The following is a 24,582-nucleotide window of genomic DNA, read 5'->3' as shown; positions in this document are numbered from 1 at the left end:
ACTCCGGCCCCCGGGATGTAGTGCCACCCCGGGGGCCGGTTCACGTCCGGATCACGCCACCGTCAGCGTGAGCGCCCCCGTGTAGGAGTGGCCCGCCTCGATGGCGGTGGGTGTGCCGTCGACCGTCAGCGTCACGGTCCTGCCCCGCGGGGCCCTGACGGTCGCGTCGGCGGCCAGGGTCAGTGCGCTCAGGTGGGAGGTCTTGGTCACCGTCCAGCTGGAGCCGCTGCCCAGGGTCACCACGACACCGTTGTTGACGACCGGGGACACGGTGTTGGTGACCTCGCTGATCTCCCGGTAGTCGGCGATGGTGAGGGTGGGCACCCGGTGCTTCGTGGTGGTGGCGGAGATGACGCCCTTGAGAGTGGAACGGGTGAAGGCGAGGACCAGGTTCTGTCCTTGCAGGCCCGCGTTGCCGCCGCCCCGGACGGCGTTGTAGAAGTCGCCGCTCAGCTCGATGTCGGTGAAGGAGGCGGTCGCGTCGGTGGCCTGGGCGCTGGTGGTGACCCAGGTCGACGACTTGGCGGGGGAGCCGGTGGGCTCCGTGTAGGTGCCGGTCATCTCGGTCTTCCAGGGCTTGCCCGTGACCGGGACACTGCTGGGCCGGTCGGTGTCCATCAACTGGAAGATGACGCCGTTGCCCGGCCTGAGGGTGGCGCCCCCGGACCCGTCGACGGTGACCTCGGCGGCGACGGCCTTGCACATGAAGGTGGTCTTGCCGGTGGTGACCCGGGTGCCGCCGTCGACGGTGACCGAACCGGCCGCGTACCAGAGAACCATGAAGCGGCCCGCGTCGACGACGGTCGAGCGGACCGGGAGCTTCCGCAACTCGGCCTTGCTGAGGCCGATCTCCAGTGAGTCGTTGAGTGCCGCGACGGCTTCCTTGGTGCTGTCGCCGTAGTGCGCCGAGGCGCCCCAGTGGATGAGGGCGTAGTCGCCCACGTCGAAGGTGCAGCCGAGGAAGTGTTCGGTGACGCTCCCGATGGCGTAGGAGCCGTAGCCCTGGCCCTTGGTGTTGCCGATGTGGCTGTTGATCGCGGTGAGGGTGCACCTGCTGCCGCCGTCGACGGACAGGGCACCCCATGTCTCCGAGGTGATGGAGGAGTTGACGTACGACGCCCGGGTGCTCGCGCCGAGCAGGTTGGTGGTGCGGACGTTGCCCGACAGGCCCAGCATCCACGGCACGGTGATCATGTACCGGGTGTCGCCGGTGCCGGTCTCCGGGTACTCGGCGGGTACGTGGCTGCCGTCGGCGCAGTGCAGTGTGGAGTTCTTGACGACGACGTTGGCGGTGGCGTCGGCGATGACCGCGGTGCGGACCACGCCCTCGTTCTTGATGACGGCCCCGTCGAGCACGAGGGTGGTGCCCTCTCCGGTGCCGACGACGGAGGCGCCGTAGCCGATGAAGTCGCACCGGCCGTTGCCGTCGAAGGCGATCCTCGGCCGGGTCAGGGTGTAGGAGCCGCCGCCCGCGACGTACACGCCGTTGTACGACTCGCCGTTGGACAGCAGGATGATGTCACGCGCGGCGGTGTCGGTGACAGTGCCGCCGCGTACGTTGGAGGGCACGGACCTGGACTCGTCCACGCCGGCCGCGTCGACGTAGAGCGCCTGCCGCATCGGGAAGCTGAGGTCGCTGAAGGTGACGTCGTTGGCCACGGCGACATCCAGGACCACCCTGCCCCGGTAGGTGCCGGCGGCGACGGCGGTGGCCAACCCGCCGTACCCGTCGGTCAGTTCGTGCAGCTTGGCGCCCGTCTCCACACCGTTGACGGTGAGGGTGAGGCGGTACCCCTCCGGGGCGGCGACGACCCCGCCCTCCTCGATGACGAGCCGGCTCACCGTGGTGGTCCCGGTGAGCTCCAGAATCTCCCCGGAGCCGACGGTGAGGGTCTTGCCGTCCTTGGGGTGTCCCGCGGTGTGCTTCGTGGAATGTGCCGAGGCCGGGGCGGTCAGCGCGGGGGTGACCGCGAGTCCGGCGATCGCCACGAGGAGAGCGCGGGGGCGGGCCCGGTAGGTGACGTCCTGGTCCATCACGGACGCCCCGGCCTGGCGGTCCGCACCTGTGCTGCTTCTGCGTGCCACTGTGAACTCCCTTGTCGTCCGGTGCATTCGGGCATGGCCGACCGTCACCGGCGCGGCGGACGCACCGGTGACGGCGGCGGGCGAACCCATGGAGAAGGCCTGCAGGCGAGGTTCGACTGCACGGTACTGTCGACACTTCTGGGCCTACAAGGGGTGTGACACAGATGCACAGCTAGTCTCTGGCGACACTATCCGCGGTGGTCGCGAGTCAGGGAGTGCCCAGGTACTCGGTGGCCTCGACCTCGTTGAGATGAATGAGGATGTCGTGCGCCCTGCCGAGGCCGATCTTGTACGTCATGGGGTCGGGCCATCCCGCGCCGATGTTGTAGGTGACGCGCGGCTTCGCGAGCCAGGCACGGGCGGCGTTCGGAGCCGTACGCATGTCGAGGACGTAGTCCTCCTGGCGGACCTTGTCCAGGGTGTCCTCGTTGGAGCCCGCCTGCGCGGCACCGACCCGGTAGGTCCGCATCACGTTGTCGTCGGCGCCGAACGCCTTGAACGCGCCCTGGTGGAGGCTGAAGCCGATGCTGACGTAGTCCTTGCCCAAGGCGTCGTGCAGGAAGGCCCCTTGGGTCTTGGGGTACCGCGCGTCGAACGAGTCGTAGGACACATGGGTGTTGTGCGCAGACAGGAGGACCTTGTCGCCGGTGTGCTCGCGCCACCACGCCACGTTCTCGGCCATCACCTCGTCGCGCATCCTCATCATCTTCGTGACCTCGGCCTCGTCGGTGACGTCGAGGGAGTAGCCCTCGGTCATCTGATCGATGGCCCTGGCGTGCTGCACGGCCCACAGGTGCGCCCGCTGGTCGCCGCGCGCCGGCCGCTGGTCCCGCAGCAGCTCGTACACCTCGCGGGTCCGCTCCGCCCGCTCGGCGCGCTCGGCGAGCGGCAGTTGGAGGTACTGCTCGCTGTAGGTGCCGGCGTCGGTGGTCGGGGCCAGCCCGCGGTAGAGCTCGGTGACACGGTCCAGCAGCCGCGGGTGTTCGCGGGCCACATGGTCCGTCACCCGCTCGTACGACTCCGGCCCCGCGTAACCCATGTCGTTGCCCATGAACTGCACCGGGTCCTTCGGGTGGCCGCGGTTGTAGTCGCGCATCCACCCGATGAGGTCGATGTAGTCCTGGTTGTTCCAGATCCGGTACGCGCCCTGGAACTCCGCGCGCGCTATGTCCTTCAAGTCGCCCTTGCCGTACAGCACATACTCGTTGACCCGCACGCCGCTGCTCCAGGGCAGCTCCAGGGAGAAGGTCCGGAAGCCCTTCTTCTCGACCAGGTAGCGGAAGAGCCGGTGCTTCATGCGGAAGAAGTCCCGCGAGCCGTGGGTGGCTTCGCCCAGGCCCACCACGTCGGCGTCCCCGACCATGTGGCCCAGCGCGTCGAGGTCCCGCAGACCGCCTTCGGGGTCGGTGCTCCGCAAAGTGTGGGCACTGCGCTCGATGGCGTCGACCACACTCTCCGGGTTCTGCCCCAGGGCCGCCGCCCGCGATGTGCTTGCGGTGGTCGACGCCGGGACCGGAGCCGGCGAGCCCTGCACCGCGTCCGCGAGGGCCGGGGTGGCGAGGGCCATCGCGCCGAGGGAGAGGAGGACCGAGGGAATGATCACTGCCTTGCTTCGCGTCATGGCCATAGATTCCCGCGCGGACAGGGGGCGCCACGAACCCATACGCTGCCCACCCCGAGGTACCGCAGGCACTACCCCCGGCCCCCGGCAGACCCCATGTACGACAGCCGGGCCCGGTGTCGACCGGGCCCGGCCTGGGCTCACTTCACACCACTTCACACCACTTCAGGTCACGTGAGCGGCTCCAGCCTGATGTTGCGGAACCGGACCTTGTTCCCGTGGTCCTGCAGCCGGATCGCCCCCGCCGACGGCGTCTCGGCCCGGCCCGAGGCGGTGGGGCTGTCGAGGGTGATGTCGTCGTGCACCTTCTGGCCGTTCCACACCACGGTCAGCCTGGCATCCGCGGTCTTCTTGCCGCTGTCGTCGTAGCGGGCGGCACGGAAGACGATGTCGTACGTCTGCCAGGTCTCGGGCGCCTTGGCAGCGTTGACGTCGGGCGTCTTCTTCAGATAGATGGCTCCGGCCTCGTTGGTGTCCGGTGTGGTGTCACCGTAGGAGTCGAGGATCTGCAGCTCGTAGCGGTCCTGGATGAAGATCCCGCTGTTCCCGCGGTTCTGTCCGGTGACGTCGTCGGGCAGCAGCGGAACCCGGAACTCGGCGTGCAGCTTGAAGTCCTGGTACGCGTCGATGGTCCGGATGTCACCGCAGCACACCTCCATGGACTTCTCGTCGGCGAGCGGCCACTCCAGCCGTCGGCCGTCCGTGTGCTGCCACTGCGACTGCGAGGCCGCGGTCCCGTCGAAGAGCGCGAGGGACGCGCCCTGCGGGCGGACCGTGATCAGGTCGAGGTTGACATGGCCGGTGTCCCCGGCTTCGTAGCGGTAGGAGATGGTGTTGTTCCCCTTGCGCAGCGTCACCTTCTCGGTCTGCGTGGACCAGGTGTCCCAGTTGCTGGTGGAGGCGAGCTTCACCTGCCGCAGCTTCTTCCCGTTGGCGTACAGGGAGAGCGACTTGGTTCCCTCGAACGGGTTCGGGCCGTTGGAGTAGCGCAGGTTGACGTCGTAGGTGCCCGACTTCTTGACCTGTACGTCGAAGGCCGTGCCGACCTTGTCCTCCGTGTTGTACCGGGCGACGAACCCGCTGCCCGAGTAGCCGGTGTGGTCCGTGGCGATACCGGCCGTGCCCGTGAGACGCGCCTCCTCGGCCTCGTACAGGGTGGCGGCCGGCGGCTGCTCGCCGGGCATGGCGTTGAGCGTGTACCAGGCCTCGGTGTTCCACAGCGACTCACCGGACTCGGAGGTGAAGGGGCGCGGGGAGCGCAGGTGCACGACCCGGCCGGGCTTCAGGTCGTCAAGCCGCAGCTTCACGGTCCGCTTGTCCTTGGACAACTCGGCCGACCGCACGGGGAGCACCTCTTCGGCGATCTTCGGACCGCCGTAGTCGGAGGTCGGGGTGTAGCGCCACTGCTCGGCCTTGTAGTGCTTGGCCAGTTCCTCGGCGGTCTTCGCGGACACCGGCTGCGTGTAGGTCAGGTCGAAGCCGCCCGGTACGGCGCGCATCGTCTTGATGTCGAAGGTGTTGCCGCCGTTGGGCGTCAGCTTCTGCAGACCGAACTTGAGCTTGCCCTCCTGGCCCCAGTTGCCGTCCGCGCCCAGACCGCCGGCGTAGATCGAGCCGTCGGGGCCGTAGCTGAGGCGGTTCACACCGGCTTCGAGCCCCTGCGTGTAGCGGAACACGGCGCCCTGGTACTGGCCCTTCACCTTCTCCAGGTACGCGCGCTGCAGGCCGCCGTAGGTCACGTCGCCGATCAGCATCTGGCCCTTGAACTGGCCCTTCTTCACATACAGCGGTGTGGAGGGCGAGTTGGCGATCTCGTTCTGCGGCAGCCACAGCACCGGACTGGTCGGCTCGGCCGCGTCGAAGGGGCCGGACGGCTCGGTGTAGTGGTTGAAGAAGCGGCCCTGCTTGACGTGCACGAGCTTCGACGAGGGCAGCCAGCCGCCCTGGTTGTCCGTGGCGAAGATCTCGCCCTCCGGACCCCACCCGATCCCGTTCGGCGTCCGCAGCCCACCCGCGACCGGACTGATCTTCCCGGTCTTCTTACTGACCTTGTACGTGGTCCCGCGGCCCGGCGCCGGCTGCGGAACGGTGGTCGCGCCGCCGAGGTTGATGGAGACGGACAGGTTCACGTAGAAGTGGCCGTCGCGGTAGAGGAGTCCGAAGGCGAACTCGTGGAAGTTGCCGCCGTACGGCCAGGTGGCGACCTTGCGGTACTCGTCGGTGACGTCGTCGTGGTTCTTGTCGACGAGCCGGGTCAGCTGGTGCTTCTGCGAGACGTACAGCGAGCCGCCGACATACTTGATGCCCATGGGCTCCCGCAGCCCGCTCGCCACCTTCTTGACGGTGACCTTGTCCTTGCTGGTCTCGCCGGTCACGTTGTCGAGCAGGTACACCTCTCCGGCAACGTTGTCGGAGCCGCCCCAGGTGCTGATCGCCAGCCGTCCGTCGGGCAGCCAGTCCATTCCGGTGACCTGCGGTTCGAAACCGTCGGGGCGCAGGTCGGTGAGCGTCAGGTCGGGGCGTACTTCGGTGAGCGGGAGGCCGTCGCCGGGGGTGTCGTTGCTTCCTTCGCACTCCTTGCGTCCGGGGGCCGTGACCCGCACGACTCCGGCGTCCGTGCTCAGGGCGTCGCGCGGCACGGTCGTGAAGTCGCTCGCGCCCGGCGGCTTCCAGGCCAGCCGCAGTTCCTGCCCGCCGTCCCGCTCGAAGTGCTCGATGCGCAGGGGGTGCGAGCCCGCGGTGAGCTGGACGGAGGTGTCCTTCGGCTCCGCGCCGTGCAGCCCGTCGTGGTCGATGACGGTGGCGCCGTCGATGCTCAGCCGGGAGCCGTCGTCGCTGGTGAGACGCAACCCGTAATCGCCGTCGCTCGGTACGACCAGATAGCCCGTCACTTCCGAGACGAACCGGTCGGAGAACCCGCCGAAGTCATCGGTCGTGGACCAGTCCACCGTCGACTTGAGCGCGTCGTGATTGGGGGTCTGCCCGGGTTTGAGGGTGCACAGCTTGCTCAGGGGCGTCTGCACGTCGAACACGCGCAGGGTGACCCCGGGCTCCTGGGGCGGGATGGCCGCGGCGGCGTCCGTGGCGGCGTTCGTGGGGGCGTTCGTGGCGGCCGAGGACCCTGGTGCGGCCAGGAGACCGCCGGCCAGGACGACTCCGGTCAGCAGAGAGGTGAGAAGTCTTCGGGCACGCAGGAACTGATGCTGTGACAACGGTCCTCCATGAAGCGGGACCGGACCGTGCCGGACTGCGTTCCGGTCTTCTCTGACGTGGCTGCGGTGCGCCGCCAACCTACGGGGCTTTCACTTGGCATGTCCATACTTTGTACTGTGAGTGTTCAAAGTCCTGTCCGCCGAACGAGCCGTGGGGGCACCGCGTTCGAGCGGTGCCCCCACGGTGCCGATCCCCGGGGTGCTGTCCGGTTCCCGACAGACGTCAGGAGGCGCAGACCGGTACGTCGGGCAGCTTGTCGTCCGGAGCGCTGACATAGATGTTGGACATGTAGCCGCCGTACTGGGGCAGGTACGCCCACCAGTTGTTGGTGTACGGCGGTACGGAGACGGTCTGGCCCTGCTTCTGGCAGCTGATCAGGACCTCCGCACCGGCGGGCAGACGTGTCGTGGAGCCCGACTCGGTGGTCGCCGCCGCACGGACGTGGACCTGCTCGCCCCAGGTGCCGTACCACTTCCCGGCCGGCCTCGTCGCGCCGGGCACGTCGAGGCTGCGGGTCAGCCGGCCGATGTCGGTGTAGGCCCGGCCGTACGTGGTGCCGAGCGGGTGCAGGGTGAGGACGGCGACGATGGTCCGGTCGCCGGCGCCGACCGTGCCGGTGGTGTGCAGGGCCGGCCGGGACAGGTTCACCGCCGCCGCGGACTTCGCGCCCGCGGACTTCACTTCGGCGGCTTCCCGGCCCGCGGACTGCGACGCCGATGTCGCGTTGCGCGTGCTGTCGGGACCGCAGGTGCCGTCCTCGTACTCGCCCGACCAGCCCTGCTTGACGGCCCAGGGCCGGTCGAAGGCGCCGGGAATGCCGAAGTGCTGGTCGAAGGAGTCCGAGGCGCAACGCGTCGACTGCCGCAGGTTGGACATGATGAACTCCCGTACGGGCGCCGGGGCCTGTTCCAGGATGTAGCGGTAGATCTTGACCGTGTCCCGGGCCGAGAGGGCGGTGTATCCCCAGTAGCCCTCGTATCCGGCGGGCGGACCGGCCGTGTCGCTCAGGACGAGGTCCTTCTTCATGCGTTCGATGATCGCCGGGCCGCCGTTGACCTCCCAGTAGTGGCTGGCCGCGTCGTCGTAGCTGCTGCGGAGCATCGGTTCCAGCAGGGCGCGGTCGGCGGCCGGGACGGTGTAGTTCGGACCCCGGTCCCGGAAGAAGTCGAGCACCAGCAGCAGCTTGACGACGGATGCCGAGCGGAACTGCATGCTCGCGTTCAGCTGGTCGGTGAAGGTCCCTGTCTGCCGGTCGTAGACCGCGACACCGGCGGTGACATCGGCAGGGACCTCGACCTGGGCGGTCGCGGGGGACACCGTGCCCCCGGCACCGGCTGTCGTACCACCCGGTGCGGCCGGCGCGGCGGACGCGGTGGTGGCCGCTGTCGCCAGACAGAGCAGCAGGGCGCTCACCGAGAGCAGTGCCCGCCGTGCCGCCTTCGGCCCGCTGCGGACGGCCGGTCCCGGCCCGCTGTCGAGGGATGAGATGTGCCGCATGATCAGATGCCCCCTGTTGCGTACGGTGACGTGATGATCCGCCGACGCTATGCGGGGAGGGCCCGGGGCCGCCCCTGACGCATGTCAGGGGCCGGCCCCGGGCCCCATGTGTCAGGCCGTGTACTCCTTGAGATTGGCGAGGACTTCGTCCACGTAGGGCTGTACGGCCTTCGGTACACCACCGGCCTCGATGACGGTCCGGTCACTCGTGCGGTAACCGGCCGCTATCAGCGCGGGCAGGTTCTCCCGCAGGTCGTTCTGCTTGAAGCGCTGGTCGAGCCAGCAGGTGAACACGGACATCGTCCCGATGGCGTCGGCAGGTGACATGTAGTCCTTGTCCCCGTCGCGGTCACCGTCCACGGCCCATGCCTTGAACACCGCCGGCGTCCACATGGCGATGCCGTGCTCACCGGTGGCGGGCCGGGACGCCTTCGGGTCGAAACCGCTCTCGGCCTTGAGCATCGCGGCCAGCAACGCCGGAGTGACCTCCGCGTCCGTGCACCGCTTCGCGGCATCCGTGATGATGCGCCGCAGTGGGACGGGCACGTCGGAGTCGGCGGGAATGGCCCCGGGCAGCGCGGTGTCGGCGAGCGAGGTCGCGGTCGCGATCGCCGAGGACTTCGACTTCTCTGGGGCGTCCTCGCCGCCGGAGGGTACGAAGGCCACTAAGGTGCCGGCGACCGTGGCACAGGCGGTGAGACCGGCGGCGAGCAGGACCGCCGGACGCCGGTACACGGGCCGGGGAAGACGTTCGACGTGCAACGCCTCCACCCGGCGCGACAGTTCACCCGCGTCCAGAGCCGCTCGGGAGGCATGGTCGGGAGCCAGACATTCGACGATCAGCTTGCGCCACTCCGGCTCAAGGGAGTCGTCCAGGCGGAGCGGGGCCGAACCGTTGGCATAGGCCTGAGCGGCCAGCGAGCGAGCCCGGGCCGTCCCGCCGGGGAACGGATGCAGGCCACCCGTCAGCACCTGGTGCGCCAGCACACCGAACGCCCAGATGTCCGCCGTCTTGCGTACGGTCGTGCCGTGGACGCCCGTGCGCTCCGACCACCACTCCGGGGGCACGTGGTCGAGCGACCCCAGCGGCGGAACGTACGCGTGCGTGCCCTCCAGCTCCACGGTGAGCCCGAAGTCCGCGAGCCACACGGCCCGTTCGGGACCGAGGAGGATGTTCGCGGGCTTGAGGTCCGCGTGGATCCAGCCGTGCGTGTGCATGTGTGCCAGTCCGGAAGCCACCCCGCTGAGGATCCGCTCGGCCTCCGGCAGCGGACGCCCGGTTCCGCCGGCCGCCAGGAGATCCTGGAGGCTGCGTTCCGCACGGTCCATCACCAGTGCCGTCATGCCGTCCAGTTCGGGCCGCTCGGGATCCCGCAGGGTCACGACCGCGTGGGTGCGTACGAGATGGGGGTGGTCCGCCTCCGTGCTGAACTGTGCCTCCTTGCGGGCCAGTTCCTCCATCGACGCACGCTGTCCCGGCGTCAGCAGGTCGGTGCGCAGAAGCTTGACGGCGACGGCCGAGCCGCCCGCGGCACTGTCGACGACCTTTTCCGCGGCGTACACGCTGCCCCAACTGCCCGAGCCGATCAGGCCGGTGATCTCCCAGTCCGAGATCCGGTATCCCGGCGCGGGGTCGAGCGGGGGAGTGCTGTGCGAGTGGTTCATCCTGGGTGGGCCTTTCGGTTCAGCGTCTGACGGCTGGGGGGAGCAGAGCCAAGTGCTCTTCACGGACCAGATTGAACCGCAGCGCGAGGCTCACCAGCCGTTCGCGCTTGCCTCCCGCCTTGCCGTACGAGCCACCAGGCCCCTCCCGCAGCCGCAGCTTGGTGTCGGCGAGATAGTCGATGTGGTAATTGACCGCGGACCGGGTCAGATCATGGCAACTCGGCATCGGTCGCAGCCGTTCGAGGACCTCCCCCACGCCCGGGACGGCCGCGCTCGAAGGGAGGCGCAGCCGAGGTTCGCACAGAGCCAGCAGGATCAGGAAATACTTGGACGTGGGGTTCAGTGAGAAGGGGCTCGTGGTCGGTTCCCCGGTAGAGCTGTCGCACCCGGCTTCCGTATACGCGTGCTGGGGTGCGAACACCTTGAATTCCATGGGGTTTTCGGCCGCGGGCAGAATTACCCGGGACAGCTCGAACGGGACGGGTGCGCCAATCCGTCCCGGTGCGACACGGATGTGTTCCCCCGCACCTTCGAGGTTCTCCACGACGTACGTCGCCTCGGCACTGTAATTGGAAAGACGCCAGTAGTCCTCCACGGCGGCGACCTGGCCGGCGCAGCGCGACACGGCGGGATCACGCAAGGGTATGGGCAGGGGTGTCCCGGGCTCCCCCCGCCCGAACTCGGCGCTCTGGCCCGGGCTCAGCCGCACCAGACGCGGCTCGGGCCTGGGGTCGTCGGAACGGCGGACTACGGCGTCGGAAAGCTGCACAATTACGGTGGTCACTGCGAATAGTCCCCAAATGGTCAACGGCTCGACGGGCATTCGGCGCACGGTGCGGAAGGGTGAATGCGCGGCATGCTCGGGTCTCGGCGAAATGTCAAGCAAAGTGCCGGGGTGGCAAGCCCGATACGTTTGACGCCGGGAGCGCGGAAGTAGTTCCCCGGAAGGGCACTTGAGAAGGGTGGATCGCGGAGCTCCGGTGCGGGGTCGGGGGAGGGAGAACACATTCCGCGGCACATGTGCGTGAAGCGCCCTCCGTGCGTTCGGTGCGGGGCGCGGTCTGCCGCGCGAAGCGGCGCCGCGGCCGACGACCTGTGATCATGTCTGTCCTCGGACCCGGCTCGGAGCATGCTGAGCACAAGCCGGCAGCGCCTGACCACGACCCGTCCCAGAGCCGTCGAGGCCGTGACACAGGCCCGCCACGAGTGGGAGCACGAGGCCGTCCTGAACGCCGACACCATCGAGACCACGCACGCCGTCACCTACACCCGTTAGCGTGCCCGACCATGAACCGCTTCGTGCTGCCCGACGAGTCCGTGCTCCGCGCCCGGGAGACACTCGTCCTCGACCATTTCCGCGACGAGGTGGCCCAGGACTGGGACGCCACTCTGTCCACCTTCCCGCACCCGCACTACGAACTCATCGCGCAGATGAAGGTGCACGACGGCGACTCGGACGTGCGCGCCTACTACGACGACACACGCGTGGCCTTCCCCGACCAACGGCACGAGATCATCGCGTTCCGCCACAGCGTCGACGCCGTCATCGTCGAGTTCTGGCTGCTGGGCACACACCTCGGCCCCCTGGGTCGGATCCCGCCCACAGGAGGCCGACACCGTACGCGCATGAACGCGTTCTTCGTCTTCGACGAGAACGAGAACCTCGTCACCGAGCGCATCTACTTCGACCAGCTGACCATCCTCAAGCAGCTGGTGGCGGGCGTCGACAAGCGCAAGCCGAGCGGCCTGCTCAAGCTCGCCCGCATCGTCAGGGGAGTCCTGTCCATGGCGGGCGGCAAGCCGGATCCGCGACTCGTCGACACCACCCCGCCCGACTTCGTCAAATGACCCCGGCCTGAACAGGAGGAGGGGGTGGCGCCGTCGCCACCCCCTCCTCCCGGCAGCCTTCGCGTCAACCGCGTCGGGTCACTTCGGCGGCCCCCGTGACGGTGAACGTGCCGCGCTGGTACTCGCAGCAGCCGGCGAACACACTGTAGAGAGCCGGCACCGCCGTGGTGGTGGCGCCGGTGGTGTCCGTGATCTCGGCGTCGAAGCGGTCGAAGCCACCGGTGGGCAGGGCCGCGCACACCGCGGAGTGCGACTCGTCGAGCGTTCCGGTGATCGGCCCGTAGCCGTACGAGACGGACGGCACCTTGGTGCACTCCGCGGCCGGACCGTCCGCGGTCGCGATGCGCAGGGCGTCCAGGTGGTACTCCGGCGCCGCCTTCAGCGTGACCGGGGTCTGCACCACGACCTGATGGCTGATGTGCCGGTCCTCCTCCGGCGTAGGTGTTCCGGGACGACCAGGAGGTGGTGTCGTCGTCGAGGAGCACGGCGGTGTCCCGGGCCGTCACGCTGCTCGTCTCGTGTCCGGTGGCGACGGCGTGGAGCCGGTCGGCGCCGATGAGCCGGGCGTGCACACCACGTTGTTCCAGATCCTCGGTCCTGACCCAGCAGACGGCGAGGTCCAGGCTGCCGTCGGCGACCCGGGCGACCCGGGCGACCCGGGTGTGTGCGAGGGCGCGATCCACGCGTCGATGTGGAGCTGGGCCACCGCTGCGGCCCGCGTGGTCAGGTCGGGAGGTAGCCGGTTGACGTAGCCGAGCCGTACAGGTTCCGATCCGGCCGGTCGGCCGGCGCGCCGCTGGAATCAGCGGCTCTATCCAGCAGGGCGCGGGTGTGCGGGAGCAGCGCCGAACCGGCCGGGGCGAGGGACACCGAGCGGCGGTCGCGATCGAACAGCCGCACGCCCAGGTCGCGTTCGAGGGCCTTGATCCGCTGTGACAGGGAGGGCCCGGCGATCAGCAGGCGCTCGGCGGCCCGGCCAAGTTCAGCTCCTCGGCGAACGCGACGAAGTACCGCAGTCGGCGCGGCTCCATGCGCGTCATGCTACGTGGGTGAGAGGCCGGCCTTCCAGCGGCGGGAGCCTACAGTGACGTCGGGACCGATACCTCTGGTACCTCTGGTACCGATATCTCTGGCACCGATATCTCTGACACCGGTACCTCTGACACAGATGCCTCTGACATGGAGCTCGTCATGACCACACCGCGCGACCTGTTGATCATCACCATGGACGTGGCGTCCAGCAGTCCCGTCGGGCAGGGGGACCTGTCCCTGGCTCTCGCGGGAGCCGAGCTGATCGATCTCGGCGAGGCCCAGGCCCTCACTCTGGACGACGACCGCATCGTGCCAGGCCCGCAGGGGACCCTTGAAGATCGCCTGTTGGGTGAGGCCGCCGCGGCGCTCACCCGCGAGGCGCCGTACGAGACCGTCGAGGACTGGCTGTGGCGCCGGGGCCGCGGGCTGTCCTCGGCCTATCTCGACGTCCTGGGCGCGGAAGGGGAGACCACGCGCCCGCGCCATCAGTGGATCCCGTTCCGGAGTGACGCGACGACGTTGACCGACTCACCGGCCCGTCGCCGGGCGGCCGACCGCTGGGCGTCCGGCGAGCCCGTTCTCGCCTTCCTCGCGGCGGCTGTGGGCGTTCACGAGGAGCCGGCCGAAGAGGCCGCGACCCTCGTCGACGACAGCGTGGTGACCGTACTGGCCGCAGTCAACGACGCGGTGCGGGAACTGGAGGCCGTGCGGCAGCGGCGGAGCATCGAGAACGCGGCTTTCGACAACATCTGGCGCGGCCAGTGACGAAGAGGTGACGAAAGCCCGGGTGGCGCCGCAGCCATGTGCTCTCCGGTGGGAGTCGGACTCCGACCGTGCCCTCACCCGTCGTGCGGACACCGAGCGCGCGGCCTTCCGGGTGTCGGTCACGGCGACCCCCTGGTGTTCGGCGACACCCAGGACCGGGTGACCGCGTGGCTCGATGAGCGACTGGGCGGCGCTGAGGAGCTGCACCCTGGCACCGCTGGTCCGTCCCACACGGCGAGTGTGCGACCGGTCGTCTATCGCCTGCCGGGCCGTGCGGAGGGCCCCGGGCGGGTACGTGCCTCCTGGGGGCGCAGTGGGCCGTGGCTGTGGGCGCAGGTGACGACCGTGTGCACGGGTTCGCCGCATTCCGCGTGGAAGACGTCGAGCGGTGGCCCCTCCGGGTCTGCGGTGTACCGGTCTCCCCATCCCTTGAGGGCGAGCATCACGGGCCACAGGTCCCAGCCCTTTTTCGTGAGCCGGTACTCGTGCCGGGTGCGCCGACCGGACTCCTGGTAGGGAACGGTGTCCAGGATCCCCGCTCCGACCAACTTGCGCAGTCGGTCCGCGAGCACCGCGTCCGAGAGACCGATGTGCCGCCGGAAGTCGTCGAAGCGCCGGACTCCGTTCATGGCGTCCCGGAGCACGAGAAGCGACCATTTCTCGCCGACCACATCCAGCGTTCGCTGGACCGTGCAGTTCTCGGTGCTGACCTCGCCCCACTCCATGTGACGACCTTAGGCCAGCTTCACCATTGACAGCCAGACGGCGGGCTGGCTAGCTTCGGTAAAAATAGTCAGCTGGTGGAACGACCGGTGGAGAAGGGGTCATGGACAGATCGCGAACGTTCACCTGGGAGGATCCGGCCGTTTCGGCGGGCGCGGTGGGAAAGGCCTCGGGCCTGGACTTTCTGCGCGACATCGTCGCCGGACGCCTGCCCGTCCCGCCCATCTCCGCCGCCCTGGGCTTCGCCTTGGAAGAGGTCGAGCACGGCCGGGCCGTCTTCGTCCTGGCTCCCGGAGAAGAGCACTACAACCCGATCGGAAGCGTCCACGGCGGTGTCTATGCCACGCTGCTCGACTCGGCGGCCGGCTGTGCCGTGCAGTCGGTGCTGCCCCAGGGCATGGCGTACACCTCGCTCGACCTCTCTTTGAAGTTCCTGCGCCCGATCACTGTGGACACGGGCAAGGTCCGCGCTGTCGGCACAGTCCTGAACAGTGGCCGCCGTACCGCCCTCGCGCAGGCCGAACTCTTCGACTCCGCCGACCGCCTGCTCGCCCACGCCACCAGCAGCTGCCTGCTCTTCCCGATGCCCGGGGCGAGCTGATCGACCCTCGCCCTCATGGACTCGCGTTCTCCGCGGTCACCGTGTCGAGGCGCCCGTCATGATGTGTGACTGCCGCGTGCCGCTGATGTGGGACCGCCCGCAAGCGGCGCCCGCTCACCCTGCCGGTCACTACGTTCCCGAAGAACGCCCGAACGCGCTCCTGGAACTCAGTTGTCTCCCGTTGTCTCCCGTTGTCTCCCGTTGTCTCCCGTTGTCTCTTGTGTCTTTTGTGTCTCCCGAGTCATTCGGGATGTCGCGAAAGTCTTCGGAGAGGGCCGTGACGAACTTCCGGCGCGGGGTCGGCGCGGGGGCTGTTCGGCTCAGGGCTGTCGAGGTTGCCGCAGTCCCAGCAGGAGCAGCTCGATCAGCCGTCGCGGGTTGTAGCGCGGGTCGCTGTCCCGTCCGATGCAGAGATTGCCGATGCCGCGCATCAGCTCGTAGGGCTGTGTGCCGGACCGGATGTCCCCGGAGTCGACCGCGGCCGCGAGCAGTTCCGTGCAGACGGGGCCCAGGCGGTCGAGGAAGTAGGTGTGCAGCGCGGTGAAGCGGCTGCTGTCCGACTGGAGGGCGTCGGCGAGTCCGTGCTTGGTGACCAGGAAGTCGACGAAGAGGTCGATCCACTGGCGGAGGGCGTCGAACGGCGTATCGGCCTCGGCCAGCAGTCGCGGACCGGCCTCCGCGCATGCCTCGATCTGGTGGCGGTAGACGGCGGTGACGAGATCCGCCCGGGTGGGGAAGTGACGGTAGATCGTCCCCATCCCGACACCCGCTTCGGCCGCGATCTGGCGGATCGGCGCGTCGACGCCCGAGGTGACGAACACCTCGGCGGCGGCGGCGAGCAGCGTCTGCTGATTGCGCACCGCGTCGGCCCGTTTGTTGCGGGCCGCCGCCTTCCCGGTGGGGTTCTCGGTGGACACCAGGCTTCCTTCCGGCTGCGTTTGACAAAGCGGAGCGCTGTTCCGAATAATATGTGGAGCAACGTTCCGGTTCAGATTAGCCGAGAGCGGACATGGCTGACCACCCGACCAGAAGGGAACCGCTCCTCATGAGTGCGTACACCGATACCGACGCCGATACCGATACCGACGCCGACACAGGCACAAGCAGCGGCACCGGGACCGAGGCCGGGGTGGAGGCCGGTAACGGTACCGCCGCCGTCCTCGGCTCGCCCGCCCCCGTCCTCTCGTACAGCCCGGTAGTGCTGTCCGTGCCAGGACGGCCCGCGGAGCTGCAGGTGCGTGTCTCCGCGCCGGCGACCGGAACCGATCTGCCCGTGATCCTCCTCTCCCACGGTCACGGCGGCTCGAACCACCTCTCCTCGCTGCACGGATACGCGCCGCTCGCCGACTTCTGGGCGGCGCACGGGTTCGTGGTCGTCCAGCCGACCCACCTCAGCTCCAGGATGCTGACCGACGTGCTCGCCGGTGCCCCCGGCGGACCCTTCTTCTGGCGCTCGCGTGCCGAGGACATGACGCACATCCTCGACCGGTTCGATGCCATCGAGGCCGCCGTGCCGCAGCTCGCGGGGCGGATCGACCACGAGAAGGTCGCGGTCGCGGGTCACTCGCTGGGCGGCTTCACCGCCGGTCTGCTGCTGGGGGCTCGCGTCACCGACCCCGACAGCGGTGAGGTGGTGGACCTCGCCGAACCCCGTATCAAGGCGGGTGTGCTGCTGGCCGCCCCCGGCAGGGGTGGTGACGCGCTGAACGGCCCCGTGGCCAAGGGGATTCCCTTCTTCAAGGCCATCGACTTCTCCACGATGACCACCCCCACGCTGGTCGTCGCCGGGGACAAGGACGACCCGCGGCACTTCACGGACATGGGCCCGGACTGGCACGCGGACCCGTACACCCTCGCGCCCGGCCCCAAGACCCTGCTCACCCTGTTCGACGCCGAACACGGGCTCGGCGGGATCGCCGGGTACGACGTCGCCGAGACCACGGACGAGAACCCCGAGCGGGTCGCCGTGGTCGGGCGGCTCACCGCGGCCTACCTCCGCACGCGCTTCCACCCCGGTGACGGCGCGTGGCAGGAGACGCGGGACGCGCTGACGACCGGCGCGAAGAAGTGGGGGCGGGTCGAATCCAAGTAGTCCGCCGCGGCGGCTTCTGAGGAGTCATGGCTCGCTGCCGGGGAACCCGGCCTCGCACGACAGCCGATCTACCCACCGCGAGCAGGAGACGCCATGACGGAGAACGACAGCGACCGCCGAGCACACCACCGTTGCAAGGTGTGCGGCAGCAGGCCCGCCGCGAACCAGACGGTGTGCGAGCACTGCAGAGCCGTACTCGAACTCCCGGATCCGTCCGGGCTGGTCGAGGACGAGGGTGCGGCTGTACGGCGTGACTTCGAGCGCCGTGGCGGTCGGACGGGAACCGGGGGGACCCAGGCCGATGGCCGGTGAATCGGCGGGCATCGGGGGTACACGGCCCGGCATGGCACCGAAGAAAGATCACTCCATGTCCCTGAGGGCCGTGCGGCAGCTGCACCGGATGCGCACCTTCTACGCCGCCGCCGTCCTGCTGTGGGCCGCGTCGGCCGCCTGGGTGGGCCGGCAACATCCCGGGAGCCGGCAGATGTGGGTGTCCGCGCTCTTCATGCTGGTCTTCATGGGTCTGCTGGCCGTGACGTCCCTGTGGCTGCACCGTCTGCAGGGCACGGGCGCGGACAAGCCCGCGCACCACGCCGCTCCGCGCGGGACACCTGCTCGCCGTCACGTCAACGCCTGAACCATGCATGCCTAACCGTGGACGCCTGAATCGTGCATGCCTGAATCGTGCATGCCTGAACCGTGGACGCCTGAGCTTCGTCGTCCGGCGAGGGGGACACCTATGCCACAGCGTGCGAGTGATGAGGCCACGCCGTCATGGCTCAGGCCCGGCACTCGGTGGGGACCGTGGCTCTACGGGCCGATGCTCTGCCTGACTAGCGGGTACCTGGTGTGGCGGGTGTCCGACGGAGCCGATGCGAGAAGCGTGGCGGTGTCGGCGTTCCAGGTGCTGGTGTGGGCGGCCCTTCTGGCCGTCAACCTGACCGCACGGCGCAGGCGTCGCAGTTCGTGACGGCAGCGGGCTGTGGGCTGCGGGCCGCGGACAGTGTGTCTCAGGTGTTCGCCGGCTCCCCGAGCAGTCTCCGGGTGTGCCGTCGGTCCGTCTCGCCGGCCGGGCCCGTCGACGAGAACACCACCTGCGTCGCCCCGGCCTCTCGATATCTATCGGCGTACCTCGGCATCTATCGGCGTACCTCGGCGGCGACGGCCGGGACGATGTGCTCGGCGAGCGGACGGGGTCCGGTCGGCAACGGCAGGAGGCCGTCCGCGCGTTCGCCCGAGACGCGCAGCGACTGGGGACCCATGGCGCCCATCAGGAGCGGTCCCGGCGCTTCGGCTTCCGGCACCCGCGCCGACAGGGGCGTGGCCGCGGTCAGCAGTCCGCCGTCGGTGTGGTGGACGCCAAGTGCTTCGGCGCCGTCGGCTCAGGCAGTCCGCGGAACAGCAGCCAGCTCAGGGCCGGCAGCAGGATCAGTGGCGCCAGGGCGGTGCGCAGGGAGGTCGCGTCGGCGATGGTGCCGATGAGGGGCGTGACCAGCCCGCCGACGCTGACGGTCAGTCCGAGGGTGATTCCGCCGGCGGTGCCGACGCGCGTGGGCAGATAGTCCTGCCCGAGGGTGACGTGCAGGGAGAAGGGGACGTACAGGGCGACGGAGGTCAGCGCCACGAACAGGTAGAACGCCGGGCCGGGGACGAACACGGTGCCCGCGAGGGCGGGGACCGTGAGGAGGTAGGCCCAGCGGGCGACGGCGACCCGGTCCCAGCGGTTGGCCAGGTTCCCGCCCACCACCGAGCCCACCGCGCCGCCGAGATACAGCACGAACAGGGCCAGGGTGCCGGCCGTGGTGCTCCCGCCCGGGCGCTGCTGGGCGTAGAGCGAGATGAAGGTGCTGAGGCCGACGAACTCGATGGACCTGAGGATCACTGACAGCGACAGTCTCACGAACGACGCCTTGTCGTCCGTACCGGCCATGGCCGCGGCGTTGCCGGAGCGGCGGTGTGTCCTGCCCAAAGCATGCAGGACGGGCAGGCACAGCACGCTGCCCGCGAGGGCCGGCACCACGAGAAGGGGTGACATGCGCAGGCCGCCTGAGGAGACGACTGCGGTCACCATGAGCGGCGCGGCGGCGAAACCGAGGTTGCCGCCCACCGAGAACCAGCCCATCGCGCTGTGACTGCCCTCGCTGAGGAGTCTGGCCACACGAGCGGACTCCGGATGGTAGGCGGCGACCCCGAGGCCGGACACCGCCACGAAGAGCAGCGTCAGCGGGTAGGAACCGCTCAGGCCGCTCAGGGCGATACCAAGACCGCCGAGGGCTGTGCTCACCGGCAGGATCCAGGGCATCGCCCAGCGGTCCGCGAGCAGGCCGAACACCGGCTGGGCCACCGAGGACAGCAAGGACGCGGCGAGCACGATGCCCGATACCGCGGTGTAGCCGTACGCACGCTCGGCGACGAAGAAGGGGACGAGAGACGCGACCGCGCCCTGGTAGACGTCCACACAGGCATGGCCGACCGACAGCAAAGTGATCGCTCTATTTCTTGACACACCGTCATCGTCTTCGTCCGGCCGGATGTCGCGCTTCCGATAACCTGCCGGGCAATGTCAGGAAGCCGCCACGATCCCGTCGCACCGACCCGCGCCCAGTCGCTGGCGTCGGGGGCCGCCATCGACGCCCACCTCCACGACGACCACCAGATCGTCTACGCGGGCAGGGGGGTACTGGCCGTCACGACCGGTACCGGCACCTGGATCGCGCCGGCCACGCGCGCCCTCTGGGTGCCGGCCGGCACCGTGCACGCGCACCAGGCCCACGGCGAACTCGAACTGCATCTCGTCGGCGTGGCCGCGAACGACAACCCGCTCGGTCTGGACGAGCCGACCGTGCTGGCCGTCGGCCCCCTCCTGCGGGAACTGATCCTCGCCTACACCCGCACCCCGCACCCCGACAGTCCCGAACGAGGGCGGTTGCGGGCCGTACTCCTCGACCAGTTGCGGGCGTCGGCGCAGCAGCCCCTGCACCTGCCGACTCCGAACTCCCCCCAGCTGCGGGCGGTGTGCGAGATCCTGCACGCGGATCCGGCCGACGGCCGCACCCTGGCGGCCCTGGGCCGCGAGGTAGGTGCCAGTGACCGCACCCTCTCCCGCCTCTTCAGAGCTGACCTCGGCATGAGCTTTCCGCAGTGGCGTACCCAACTGCGCCTGTATCGCGCGCTGATCATGCTGGCCGAGAACACTCCCGTGACGGTCGTGGCCCACAGGTGCGGCTGGTCGTCCCCGAGCGCGTTCATCGACGTCTTCCGCCGCACCTTCGGACACACTCCGGGAAGTCACCAGTCGCACGCACCCGGGCAGTCCCGCTAGCAGACAGACCTGACACGCCGGCACACCTGACATGCCGGCACACCTGCTGCGCCGCTCTGCGGCGCACCCGCGGCGGGACTTGGTCCCAGGTAGTGGGACACCTCTTGGTGAAGTGCCTCGGCTGCTGTACAAATGGGCCCCATGAATCACGAACCGCTGGTGCGACGCCTGGTCATCGACCTGTGCCGACGCCCCGTTTCGTGTTGTTCGTGTTGTTGATCCCGCGTTCCTGACGCGCTCCGCCGTCCGGTGATGTGCCCGGCGGCGGTCCCCGCTGTCCGTTCTCCCGCACCTCGGTGCGTTCTCTGCGTTTCCCGGCCCGGCCGGCCTCGACCGCTCATCTTCCTGCGCCCATGGCGCCCATGGAGGCCCCGTCCCCATGTCCACCATCCCCTCCCAGCCACGGACCGACCGCACTTCGCGGACCGACCCCACTCCGCTGCCGGGCGAGCCGCCGGCGCGGCGACGTCGCCGCGGCACAGCCCGCCTACGTCACATCGCCCTGCCCTTCGGCTCGCTCCTGCTGTTCCTCCTCCTGTGGCAACTGCTGGCGGTGAGCGGAACATGGAGCGAGACACTCGTCCCGCCGCCGGCCAAGGTCTGGAGCGCGTTCATCGACGTGTCCACGACCCACGACGGAGTACGCGGCTACAACGGCACCACCCTCATCGAGCACCTCGGCATCAGCCTGCGACGTATCGCGCTCGGCGCCGGTATCGGCATCGCGCTCGGGGTGGTCCTCGGCCTCGTCATGGGCACCGTCGGCTGGGTCCGTTCGCTCTTCGAGCCCTGGATCACCTTCCTGCGGACCCTGCCGCCGCTGGCGTACTTCTCGCTGCTCATCATCTGGCTGGGCATCAACGAGGAACCCAAGATCACACTGCTGGCCGTGGCGGCGTTCCCGCCGGTGGCGGTGTCCACCACCACCGCGGTGACCGCCGTGTCGCAGAGCCTCGTCGAGGCGGCCCGCGCCCTCGGCGGGTCCCGGTGGGACGTCGTCAAGGACGTCATCGTGCCGTCCGCCCTGCCGGAGACACTGACCGGCATCCGGCTGGCCGTGGGTGTCGCCTACTCCTCGCTCGTCGCAGCCGAACTGGTCAACGGACTGCCCGGTATCGGCGGCATGGTCAAGGACGCCGCCAACTACAACAACACCCCGGTGGTGCTCGTCGGCATCATCGCCATCGGGATCTCCGGACTCGTCATCGACGGGCTGCTGCTCCGGCTGGAGCGCGCTGTCGTGCCCTGGCGCGGACGCGTCTAGGTGGCTGTCCAGGGGGCTTCTGACGGAGATCCGCCGGCAGCCTCCGGACCCCTTCTCCTCTCGTCTCCTCCCGCTTGCCTCCTCCTACAGAAACGGCCCCACCATGTCTCGCTCCACCCCGCAAGGCCCATCCCGACGCCTGCTGCTCGCCGGCGCCCTGGCAGCGGTGTCCGCGGCCGCCACCGGCTGCTCCTCGGACAGCGAGGCATCCTCGTCCGGCGGTTCCAAGCGGCTGCGCATCGGCTACTTCGCCTTCCCCAGCGGCGACCTGCTCGTGAAGAACAAGAAGCTGCTGGAGAAGGAGCTGCCTGACTACAAGATCACCTGGATCAAGTTCGACTCCGGCGCCAGCGTCAACCAGGCGTTCCTCGGCAAGTCCCTGGACATCGCCGCGCTGGGCTCCAGCCCGTTCGCCCGCGGCATCTCCGGGAGTTCACCGATCCCGTACAAGGTCGCCTTCGTCCTCGACGTGGCGGGTGAGAACGAGGCCCTGGTGGCCCGCAAGGGCGCCGGTGTGTCCGACGTCGCCGGTCTCAGGGGGAAGACGATCGCCACCCCCTTCGCCTCGACCTCGCACTACAGCCTGCTGGCGGCGCTGGAGACGGCCGGTTTGAAGACGTCCGACGTCAAGCTGGTCGACCTGCAACCGCAGGCGATCATCGCCGCCTGGCAGCGGGGTGACATCGACGCCGCCTACGTCTGGCTGCCGACCCTGGACGAGCTGCGCAAAACCGGCACCCAGCTCACCAGCAGCAAGGAGATCGGCGCGGCGGGCAAGCCGACCCTCGACCTGGCTGTCGTGTCCGACGAACTCATCTCCAGGGACCCGAAGGCGATCGACACCTGGCGGAAGGTGGAGGCACAGGCCCTGAACCTGCTCAAGTCCGACCCCGACGGCTCGGTCGAGGCCGTCGCCGCCGAGCTGGGCATCAGTGCGGCGGACGCCAAGGCACAGCTCGCACAGGGAGTGTTCCTCACTCCGGAAGAGGTCGCCTCCGCCGACTGGCTGGGCACCGACGGCAGTCCGGGCGAACTGCTGACCTACGTCACCGACACCGCTGAGTTCCTGGCCGGCCAGAAGCAGATCGATGCCGCGCCGTCCGCGGACACCGTCCGCCGGGCCTTCTATCTGAAGGGGCTTCCCGATGTCCTCAAGTGACACCGTGAGCAAGGGAGTTGGCGGAGCCGACAGCGAGAGGGCCGAGGTGCGGGACGACGAACGGGCCGGGTCCGTCCGGCTCGACCACGTCACTCACCAGTACGGCCGGGGCGGCGAGACCGTCACGGCCGTCGGGCCGGTCGATCTGACCGTACCCGCGGGCGAGTTCCTGGTCCTCGTCGGCGCGTCCGGCTGCGGCAAGAGCACACTGTTGCGGCTGATCGCCGGATTCGAGCAGCCCACCCACGGCTCGGTGCGGGTCTCCGGCGCGGCGCCGCGGCCGGGCGGAACGGCAGGCGTGGTGTTCCAGACACTTCGGCTGTTCCCCTGGCGGACGGTGCAGGGCAACATCGACCTCGCGCTGCGGTACGCGGGGGTCGAACGCGCCCAATGGCCAGAGCGACGGGCGGAGTTGCTGGCCCGTGTCGGCCTCGACGGGACAGGGAAGCGGCGTGTGTGGGAGATATCCGGCGGTCAGCAGCAGCGCGTCGCCATCGCCCGCGCCCTCGCTGCCGAGAACCCGCTGTTCCTGCTCGACGAGCCGTTCGCGGCACTGGACGCACTGACGCGCGAGCGGCTCCAGGAGGACGTGCGACAGGTGACCGCCGAGACGGGACGGACCACGGTGTTCGTCACCCACTCCGCGGACGAGGCGGTGTTCCTCGGCTCCCGCATCGTGGTCCTGACCAGGAGTCCCGGCACCGTCGCCCTGGACCTGCCGATCACACTCCCGCGAGGTGCCGTCGACGCGGACGAACTGCGCGAGTCACGCGAGTTCGTCGACCTGCGCGCGCGGGTCGCCCACGCGGTCAAAGCGGCGGCCGCGGCCTGATGTCTTTCTCTGCGACCCACCGGCTGTCCGCAAGGCCGGCCGGTGGGGAGCCTGATCCCGACCTCGGCTGTGGCCTCACAAGGTCACAACAGCCCAAGTGCGAGGCTTAGTTGGTCTCCGTTTACACTCTCGCCCATGATCTCTCTGGACGACCCGCGCTGGCCTGCCCTCGACCACCGGGGCTGGTCGGAAGGACGGGGTGCGCCGGACGCGCCCTTCGTCCCGGACGAGTTGCGGCACCTGGTGGCGGATCCCGCGAACGGCGAGCGCTTCACCGACCTGTGGCCCTATCTGTGTTCCGAGGGAACCGCCTGGCCGGCCGCCTACGCCGCCGTGCCCCACCTCGTCACCCTCGCGCGCGGCCTTCCCACGGCCGAGTCCGGGCGTGACGACTACCTGTACGTCGTCGGCCTGGTGGCCCTGTGTTCCGGTGAACTCGGGGAGGTCCCCGACGACCTGCCCGACGACATCGCCGACGCCTACAGGAAGGCCCTCCCCGAGGCCTTGGGTCTGCTGGCCGAGACGCTGGCCACGGCGGAGCACGACCAGATCTCGACCCGCTACCTGCTCGCCGCCGTGGCTGCCCTCAAGGGCCATGCCGAATACGCCGAGATACTCAACGAGCTCGACGTCTACGCCGAGTGCCAGTCCTGCGGCGAACCCATGCTCGAACTCCCGGAGTAGCCACCTCTCGGGCCACGCCGGCCACGGACCTCATCCCGCCGGGCCCTGTCTACCGTGCTCGCGGTGTCGAGCTCGCCTGTCGGCGGCTGGCCCGGCCGGACCCGACACGCAACCGCTTCCGATACCCCTCGGGGTGAGTGCCGGTGGGCCCGAGGGGGCGGTGCGTCGGCGTAAACCCG

General features: G+C 69.3%; 21 protein-coding genes and 3 pseudogenes. 12 read left to right on the top strand and 12 right to left on the bottom strand.

The genetic code is table 11. The features are described 5' to 3' along the window. Positions 1-51 precede the first annotated feature (51 nt). The 6 genes from ACIOKD_RS13160 to ACIOKD_RS13135 form a co-directional block, all read right to left on the bottom strand. Positions 52-2,085 carry a hypothetical protein gene (locus tag ACIOKD_RS13160; protein ID WP_402082229.1) on the bottom strand — a complete coding sequence of 678 codons (2,034 nt, stop codon included), beginning with the start codon at positions 2,083-2,085 and terminating at the stop codon, positions 52-54. Positions 2,086-2,293: 208 nt separating this feature from the next. Then, a complete protein-coding gene (locus ACIOKD_RS13155; protein WP_402082226.1) occupies positions 2,294-3,706 on the bottom strand; it encodes an erythromycin esterase family protein in 1,413 nt (470 codons plus the stop codon). Positions 3,707-3,876: 170 nt separating this feature from the next. Continuing rightward, the gene (locus ACIOKD_RS13150) at positions 3,877-6,918 is read right to left on the bottom strand and encodes a family 16 glycoside hydrolase (RefSeq protein ID WP_402082223.1); all 3,042 of its coding nucleotides are present in this window, start codon (positions 6,916-6,918) and stop codon (positions 3,877-3,879) included. A gap of 223 nt (positions 6,919-7,141) precedes the next feature. Beyond that, positions 7,142-8,416: a hypothetical protein gene (locus ACIOKD_RS13145; protein WP_402082221.1), complete on the bottom strand. Its 1,275-nt coding sequence runs from the start codon at positions 8,414-8,416 to the stop codon at positions 7,142-7,144. Positions 8,417-8,527: 111 nt separating this feature from the next. Continuing rightward, entirely contained in the window at positions 8,528-10,081 is a 1,554-nt protein-coding gene (locus ACIOKD_RS13140; protein ID WP_402082219.1) for a protein kinase, read from the bottom strand. 19 nt (positions 10,082-10,100) lie between these two features. Continuing rightward, complete coding sequence (locus ACIOKD_RS13135; protein WP_402082576.1) at positions 10,101-10,865, bottom strand: serine/threonine protein kinase; 765 nt, start codon at positions 10,863-10,865, stop codon at positions 10,101-10,103. Positions 10,866-11,210: 345 nt separating this feature from the next. Between ACIOKD_RS13135 and ACIOKD_RS13130 the strand changes: the two genes are divergently transcribed. Together ACIOKD_RS13130 and ACIOKD_RS13125 are read left to right on the top strand one after the other, a co-directional pair. After that, positions 11,211-11,357, top strand: a complete 147-nt coding sequence (locus ACIOKD_RS13130; protein ID WP_402082217.1) for a hypothetical protein — start codon at positions 11,211-11,213, stop codon at positions 11,355-11,357. Positions 11,358-11,368: 11 nt separating this feature from the next. Next, positions 11,369-11,929 carry an ester cyclase gene (locus ACIOKD_RS13125; protein WP_402082214.1) on the top strand — a complete coding sequence of 187 codons (561 nt, stop codon included), beginning with the start codon at positions 11,369-11,371 and terminating at the stop codon, positions 11,927-11,929. A 118-nt stretch (positions 11,930-12,047) separates the two neighbouring features. Here ACIOKD_RS13125 and ACIOKD_RS13120 read toward each other — a convergent pair. Both ACIOKD_RS13120 and ACIOKD_RS13115 read right to left on the bottom strand, forming a co-directional pair. Next, positions 12,048-12,344: pseudogene (locus ACIOKD_RS13120) on the bottom strand (hypothetical protein); the annotation flags it as partial. 19 nt (positions 12,345-12,363) lie between these two features. Next, positions 12,364-12,969 (bottom strand): annotated as a pseudogene (locus ACIOKD_RS13115) (LysR family transcriptional regulator); the annotation flags it as partial. A 151-nt stretch (positions 12,970-13,120) separates the two neighbouring features. Here ACIOKD_RS13115 and ACIOKD_RS13110 point away from each other — a divergent pair. Next, a complete protein-coding gene (locus tag ACIOKD_RS13110) occupies positions 13,121-13,726 on the top strand; it encodes a GPP34 family phosphoprotein (protein ID WP_402082211.1) in 606 nt (201 codons plus the stop codon). A 254-nt stretch (positions 13,727-13,980) separates the two neighbouring features. On the opposite strand, the gene ACIOKD_RS13105 is transcribed toward ACIOKD_RS13110, so the two are convergent. After that, on the bottom strand, positions 13,981-14,451 hold the full coding sequence (locus tag ACIOKD_RS13105) for a winged helix-turn-helix transcriptional regulator (protein WP_402082209.1): 471 nt from the start codon (positions 14,449-14,451) through the stop codon (positions 13,981-13,983). Positions 14,452-14,552: 101 nt separating this feature from the next. On the opposite strand from ACIOKD_RS13105, the gene ACIOKD_RS13100 reads away from it, so the two are divergent. Continuing rightward, entirely contained in the window at positions 14,553-15,050 is a 498-nt protein-coding gene (locus tag ACIOKD_RS13100) for a PaaI family thioesterase (protein WP_402082207.1), read from the top strand. A gap of 320 nt (positions 15,051-15,370) precedes the next feature. Here the strand turns inward: ACIOKD_RS13100 and ACIOKD_RS13095 are convergent, their stop codons facing one another. Continuing rightward, a complete protein-coding gene (locus ACIOKD_RS13095; protein WP_402082204.1) occupies positions 15,371-15,967 on the bottom strand; it encodes a TetR/AcrR family transcriptional regulator in 597 nt (198 codons plus the stop codon). A 212-nt stretch (positions 15,968-16,179) separates the two neighbouring features. Between ACIOKD_RS13095 and ACIOKD_RS13090 the strand changes: the two genes are divergently transcribed. The 3 genes from ACIOKD_RS13090 to ACIOKD_RS13080 all read left to right on the top strand — a co-directional run bounded on the left by ACIOKD_RS13090 (position 16,180) and on the right by ACIOKD_RS13080 (position 17,779). Continuing rightward, the gene (locus ACIOKD_RS13090) at positions 16,180-17,142 is read left to right on the top strand and encodes an alpha/beta hydrolase family protein (RefSeq protein WP_402082573.1); all 963 of its coding nucleotides are present in this window, start codon (positions 16,180-16,182) and stop codon (positions 17,140-17,142) included. Positions 17,143-17,235: 93 nt separating this feature from the next. Beyond that, complete coding sequence (locus tag ACIOKD_RS13085) at positions 17,236-17,454, top strand: hypothetical protein (protein WP_402082202.1); 219 nt, start codon at positions 17,236-17,238, stop codon at positions 17,452-17,454. A 31-nt stretch (positions 17,455-17,485) separates the two neighbouring features. Next, complete coding sequence (locus ACIOKD_RS13080) at positions 17,486-17,779, top strand: hypothetical protein (protein WP_402082199.1); 294 nt, start codon at positions 17,486-17,488, stop codon at positions 17,777-17,779. Between the two features lie 373 nt (positions 17,780-18,152). Here ACIOKD_RS13080 and ACIOKD_RS13075 read toward each other — a convergent pair. Both ACIOKD_RS13075 and ACIOKD_RS13070 read right to left on the bottom strand, forming a co-directional pair. Next, a pseudogene (locus tag ACIOKD_RS13075) lies at positions 18,153-18,485 on the bottom strand (LLM class F420-dependent oxidoreductase); the annotation flags it as partial. Continuing rightward, complete coding sequence (locus ACIOKD_RS13070) at positions 18,473-19,648, bottom strand: MFS transporter (protein ID WP_402082197.1); 1,176 nt, start codon at positions 19,646-19,648, stop codon at positions 18,473-18,475. The pseudogene ACIOKD_RS13075 and the gene ACIOKD_RS13070, both read right to left, overlap by 13 nt. A gap of 54 nt (positions 19,649-19,702) precedes the next feature. On the opposite strand from ACIOKD_RS13070, the gene ACIOKD_RS13065 reads away from it, so the two are divergent. The 5 genes from ACIOKD_RS13065 to ACIOKD_RS13045 all read left to right on the top strand — a co-directional run bounded on the left by ACIOKD_RS13065 (position 19,703) and on the right by ACIOKD_RS13045 (position 24,403). Continuing rightward, positions 19,703-20,464 carry an AraC family transcriptional regulator gene (locus tag ACIOKD_RS13065; protein ID WP_402082194.1) on the top strand — a complete coding sequence of 254 codons (762 nt, stop codon included), beginning with the start codon at positions 19,703-19,705 and terminating at the stop codon, positions 20,462-20,464. A gap of 379 nt (positions 20,465-20,843) precedes the next feature. Beyond that, positions 20,844-21,728: an ABC transporter permease gene (locus tag ACIOKD_RS13060; RefSeq protein WP_402082192.1), complete on the top strand. Its 885-nt coding sequence runs from the start codon at positions 20,844-20,846 to the stop codon at positions 21,726-21,728. A gap of 103 nt (positions 21,729-21,831) precedes the next feature. Then, entirely contained in the window at positions 21,832-22,887 is a 1,056-nt protein-coding gene (locus ACIOKD_RS13055; RefSeq protein ID WP_402082190.1) for an ABC transporter substrate-binding protein, read from the top strand. After that, the gene (locus ACIOKD_RS13050; RefSeq protein WP_402082188.1) at positions 22,874-23,719 is read left to right on the top strand and encodes an ABC transporter ATP-binding protein; all 846 of its coding nucleotides are present in this window, start codon (positions 22,874-22,876) and stop codon (positions 23,717-23,719) included. The genes ACIOKD_RS13055 and ACIOKD_RS13050 overlap by 14 nt, the downstream gene beginning before the upstream one ends. A gap of 135 nt (positions 23,720-23,854) precedes the next feature. Then, entirely contained in the window at positions 23,855-24,403 is a 549-nt protein-coding gene (locus ACIOKD_RS13045) for a hypothetical protein (protein ID WP_402082185.1), read from the top strand. Positions 24,404-24,582: the final 179 nt, after the last annotated feature.

Origin of the sequence: Streptomyces sp. NPDC087844, assembly GCF_044742785.1 — a bacterium.
In the GTDB taxonomy this organism is placed as follows: Bacteria; Actinomycetota; Actinomycetes; order Streptomycetales; family Streptomycetaceae; genus Streptomyces.
This window is presented reverse-complemented; position numbering and strand designations above follow the sequence as displayed.

Bases quoted from the DNA above. Each gene is read 5' to 3' on its own strand.
- ACIOKD_RS13050 (WP_402082188.1), top strand. From the start codon at position 22,874: ATGTCCTCAAGTGACACCGTGAGCAAGGGAGTTGGCGGAGCCGACAGC.
- ACIOKD_RS13080 (WP_402082199.1), top strand. From the start codon at position 17,486: ATGGCACCGAAGAAAGATCACTCCATGTCCCTGAGGGCCGTGCGGCAG.
- ACIOKD_RS13110 (WP_402082211.1), top strand. From the start codon at position 13,121: ATGACCACACCGCGCGACCTGTTGATCATCACCATGGACGTGGCGTCC.
- ACIOKD_RS13105 (WP_402082209.1), bottom strand. From the start codon at position 14,451: ATGGAGTGGGGCGAGGTCAGCACCGAGAACTGCACGGTCCAGCGAACG.
- ACIOKD_RS13145 (WP_402082221.1), bottom strand. From the start codon at position 8,416: ATGCGGCACATCTCATCCCTCGACAGCGGGCCGGGACCGGCCGTCCGC.
- ACIOKD_RS13155 (WP_402082226.1), bottom strand. From the start codon at position 3,706: ATGACGCGAAGCAAGGCAGTGATCATTCCCTCGGTCCTCCTCTCCCTC.
- ACIOKD_RS13100 (WP_402082207.1), top strand. From the start codon at position 14,553: ATGGACAGATCGCGAACGTTCACCTGGGAGGATCCGGCCGTTTCGGCG.
- ACIOKD_RS13055 (WP_402082190.1), top strand. From the start codon at position 21,832: ATGTCTCGCTCCACCCCGCAAGGCCCATCCCGACGCCTGCTGCTCGCC.
- ACIOKD_RS13065 (WP_402082194.1), top strand. From the start codon at position 19,703: ATGTCAGGAAGCCGCCACGATCCCGTCGCACCGACCCGCGCCCAGTCG.
- ACIOKD_RS13130 (WP_402082217.1), top strand. From the start codon at position 11,211: ATGCTGAGCACAAGCCGGCAGCGCCTGACCACGACCCGTCCCAGAGCC.
- ACIOKD_RS13125 (WP_402082214.1), top strand. From the start codon at position 11,369: ATGAACCGCTTCGTGCTGCCCGACGAGTCCGTGCTCCGCGCCCGGGAG.
- ACIOKD_RS13060 (WP_402082192.1), top strand. From the start codon at position 20,844: ATGTCCACCATCCCCTCCCAGCCACGGACCGACCGCACTTCGCGGACC.
- ACIOKD_RS13045 (WP_402082185.1), top strand. From the start codon at position 23,855: ATGATCTCTCTGGACGACCCGCGCTGGCCTGCCCTCGACCACCGGGGC.
- ACIOKD_RS13140 (WP_402082219.1), bottom strand. From the start codon at position 10,081: ATGAACCACTCGCACAGCACTCCCCCGCTCGACCCCGCGCCGGGATAC.
- ACIOKD_RS13085 (WP_402082202.1), top strand. From the start codon at position 17,236: ATGACGGAGAACGACAGCGACCGCCGAGCACACCACCGTTGCAAGGTG.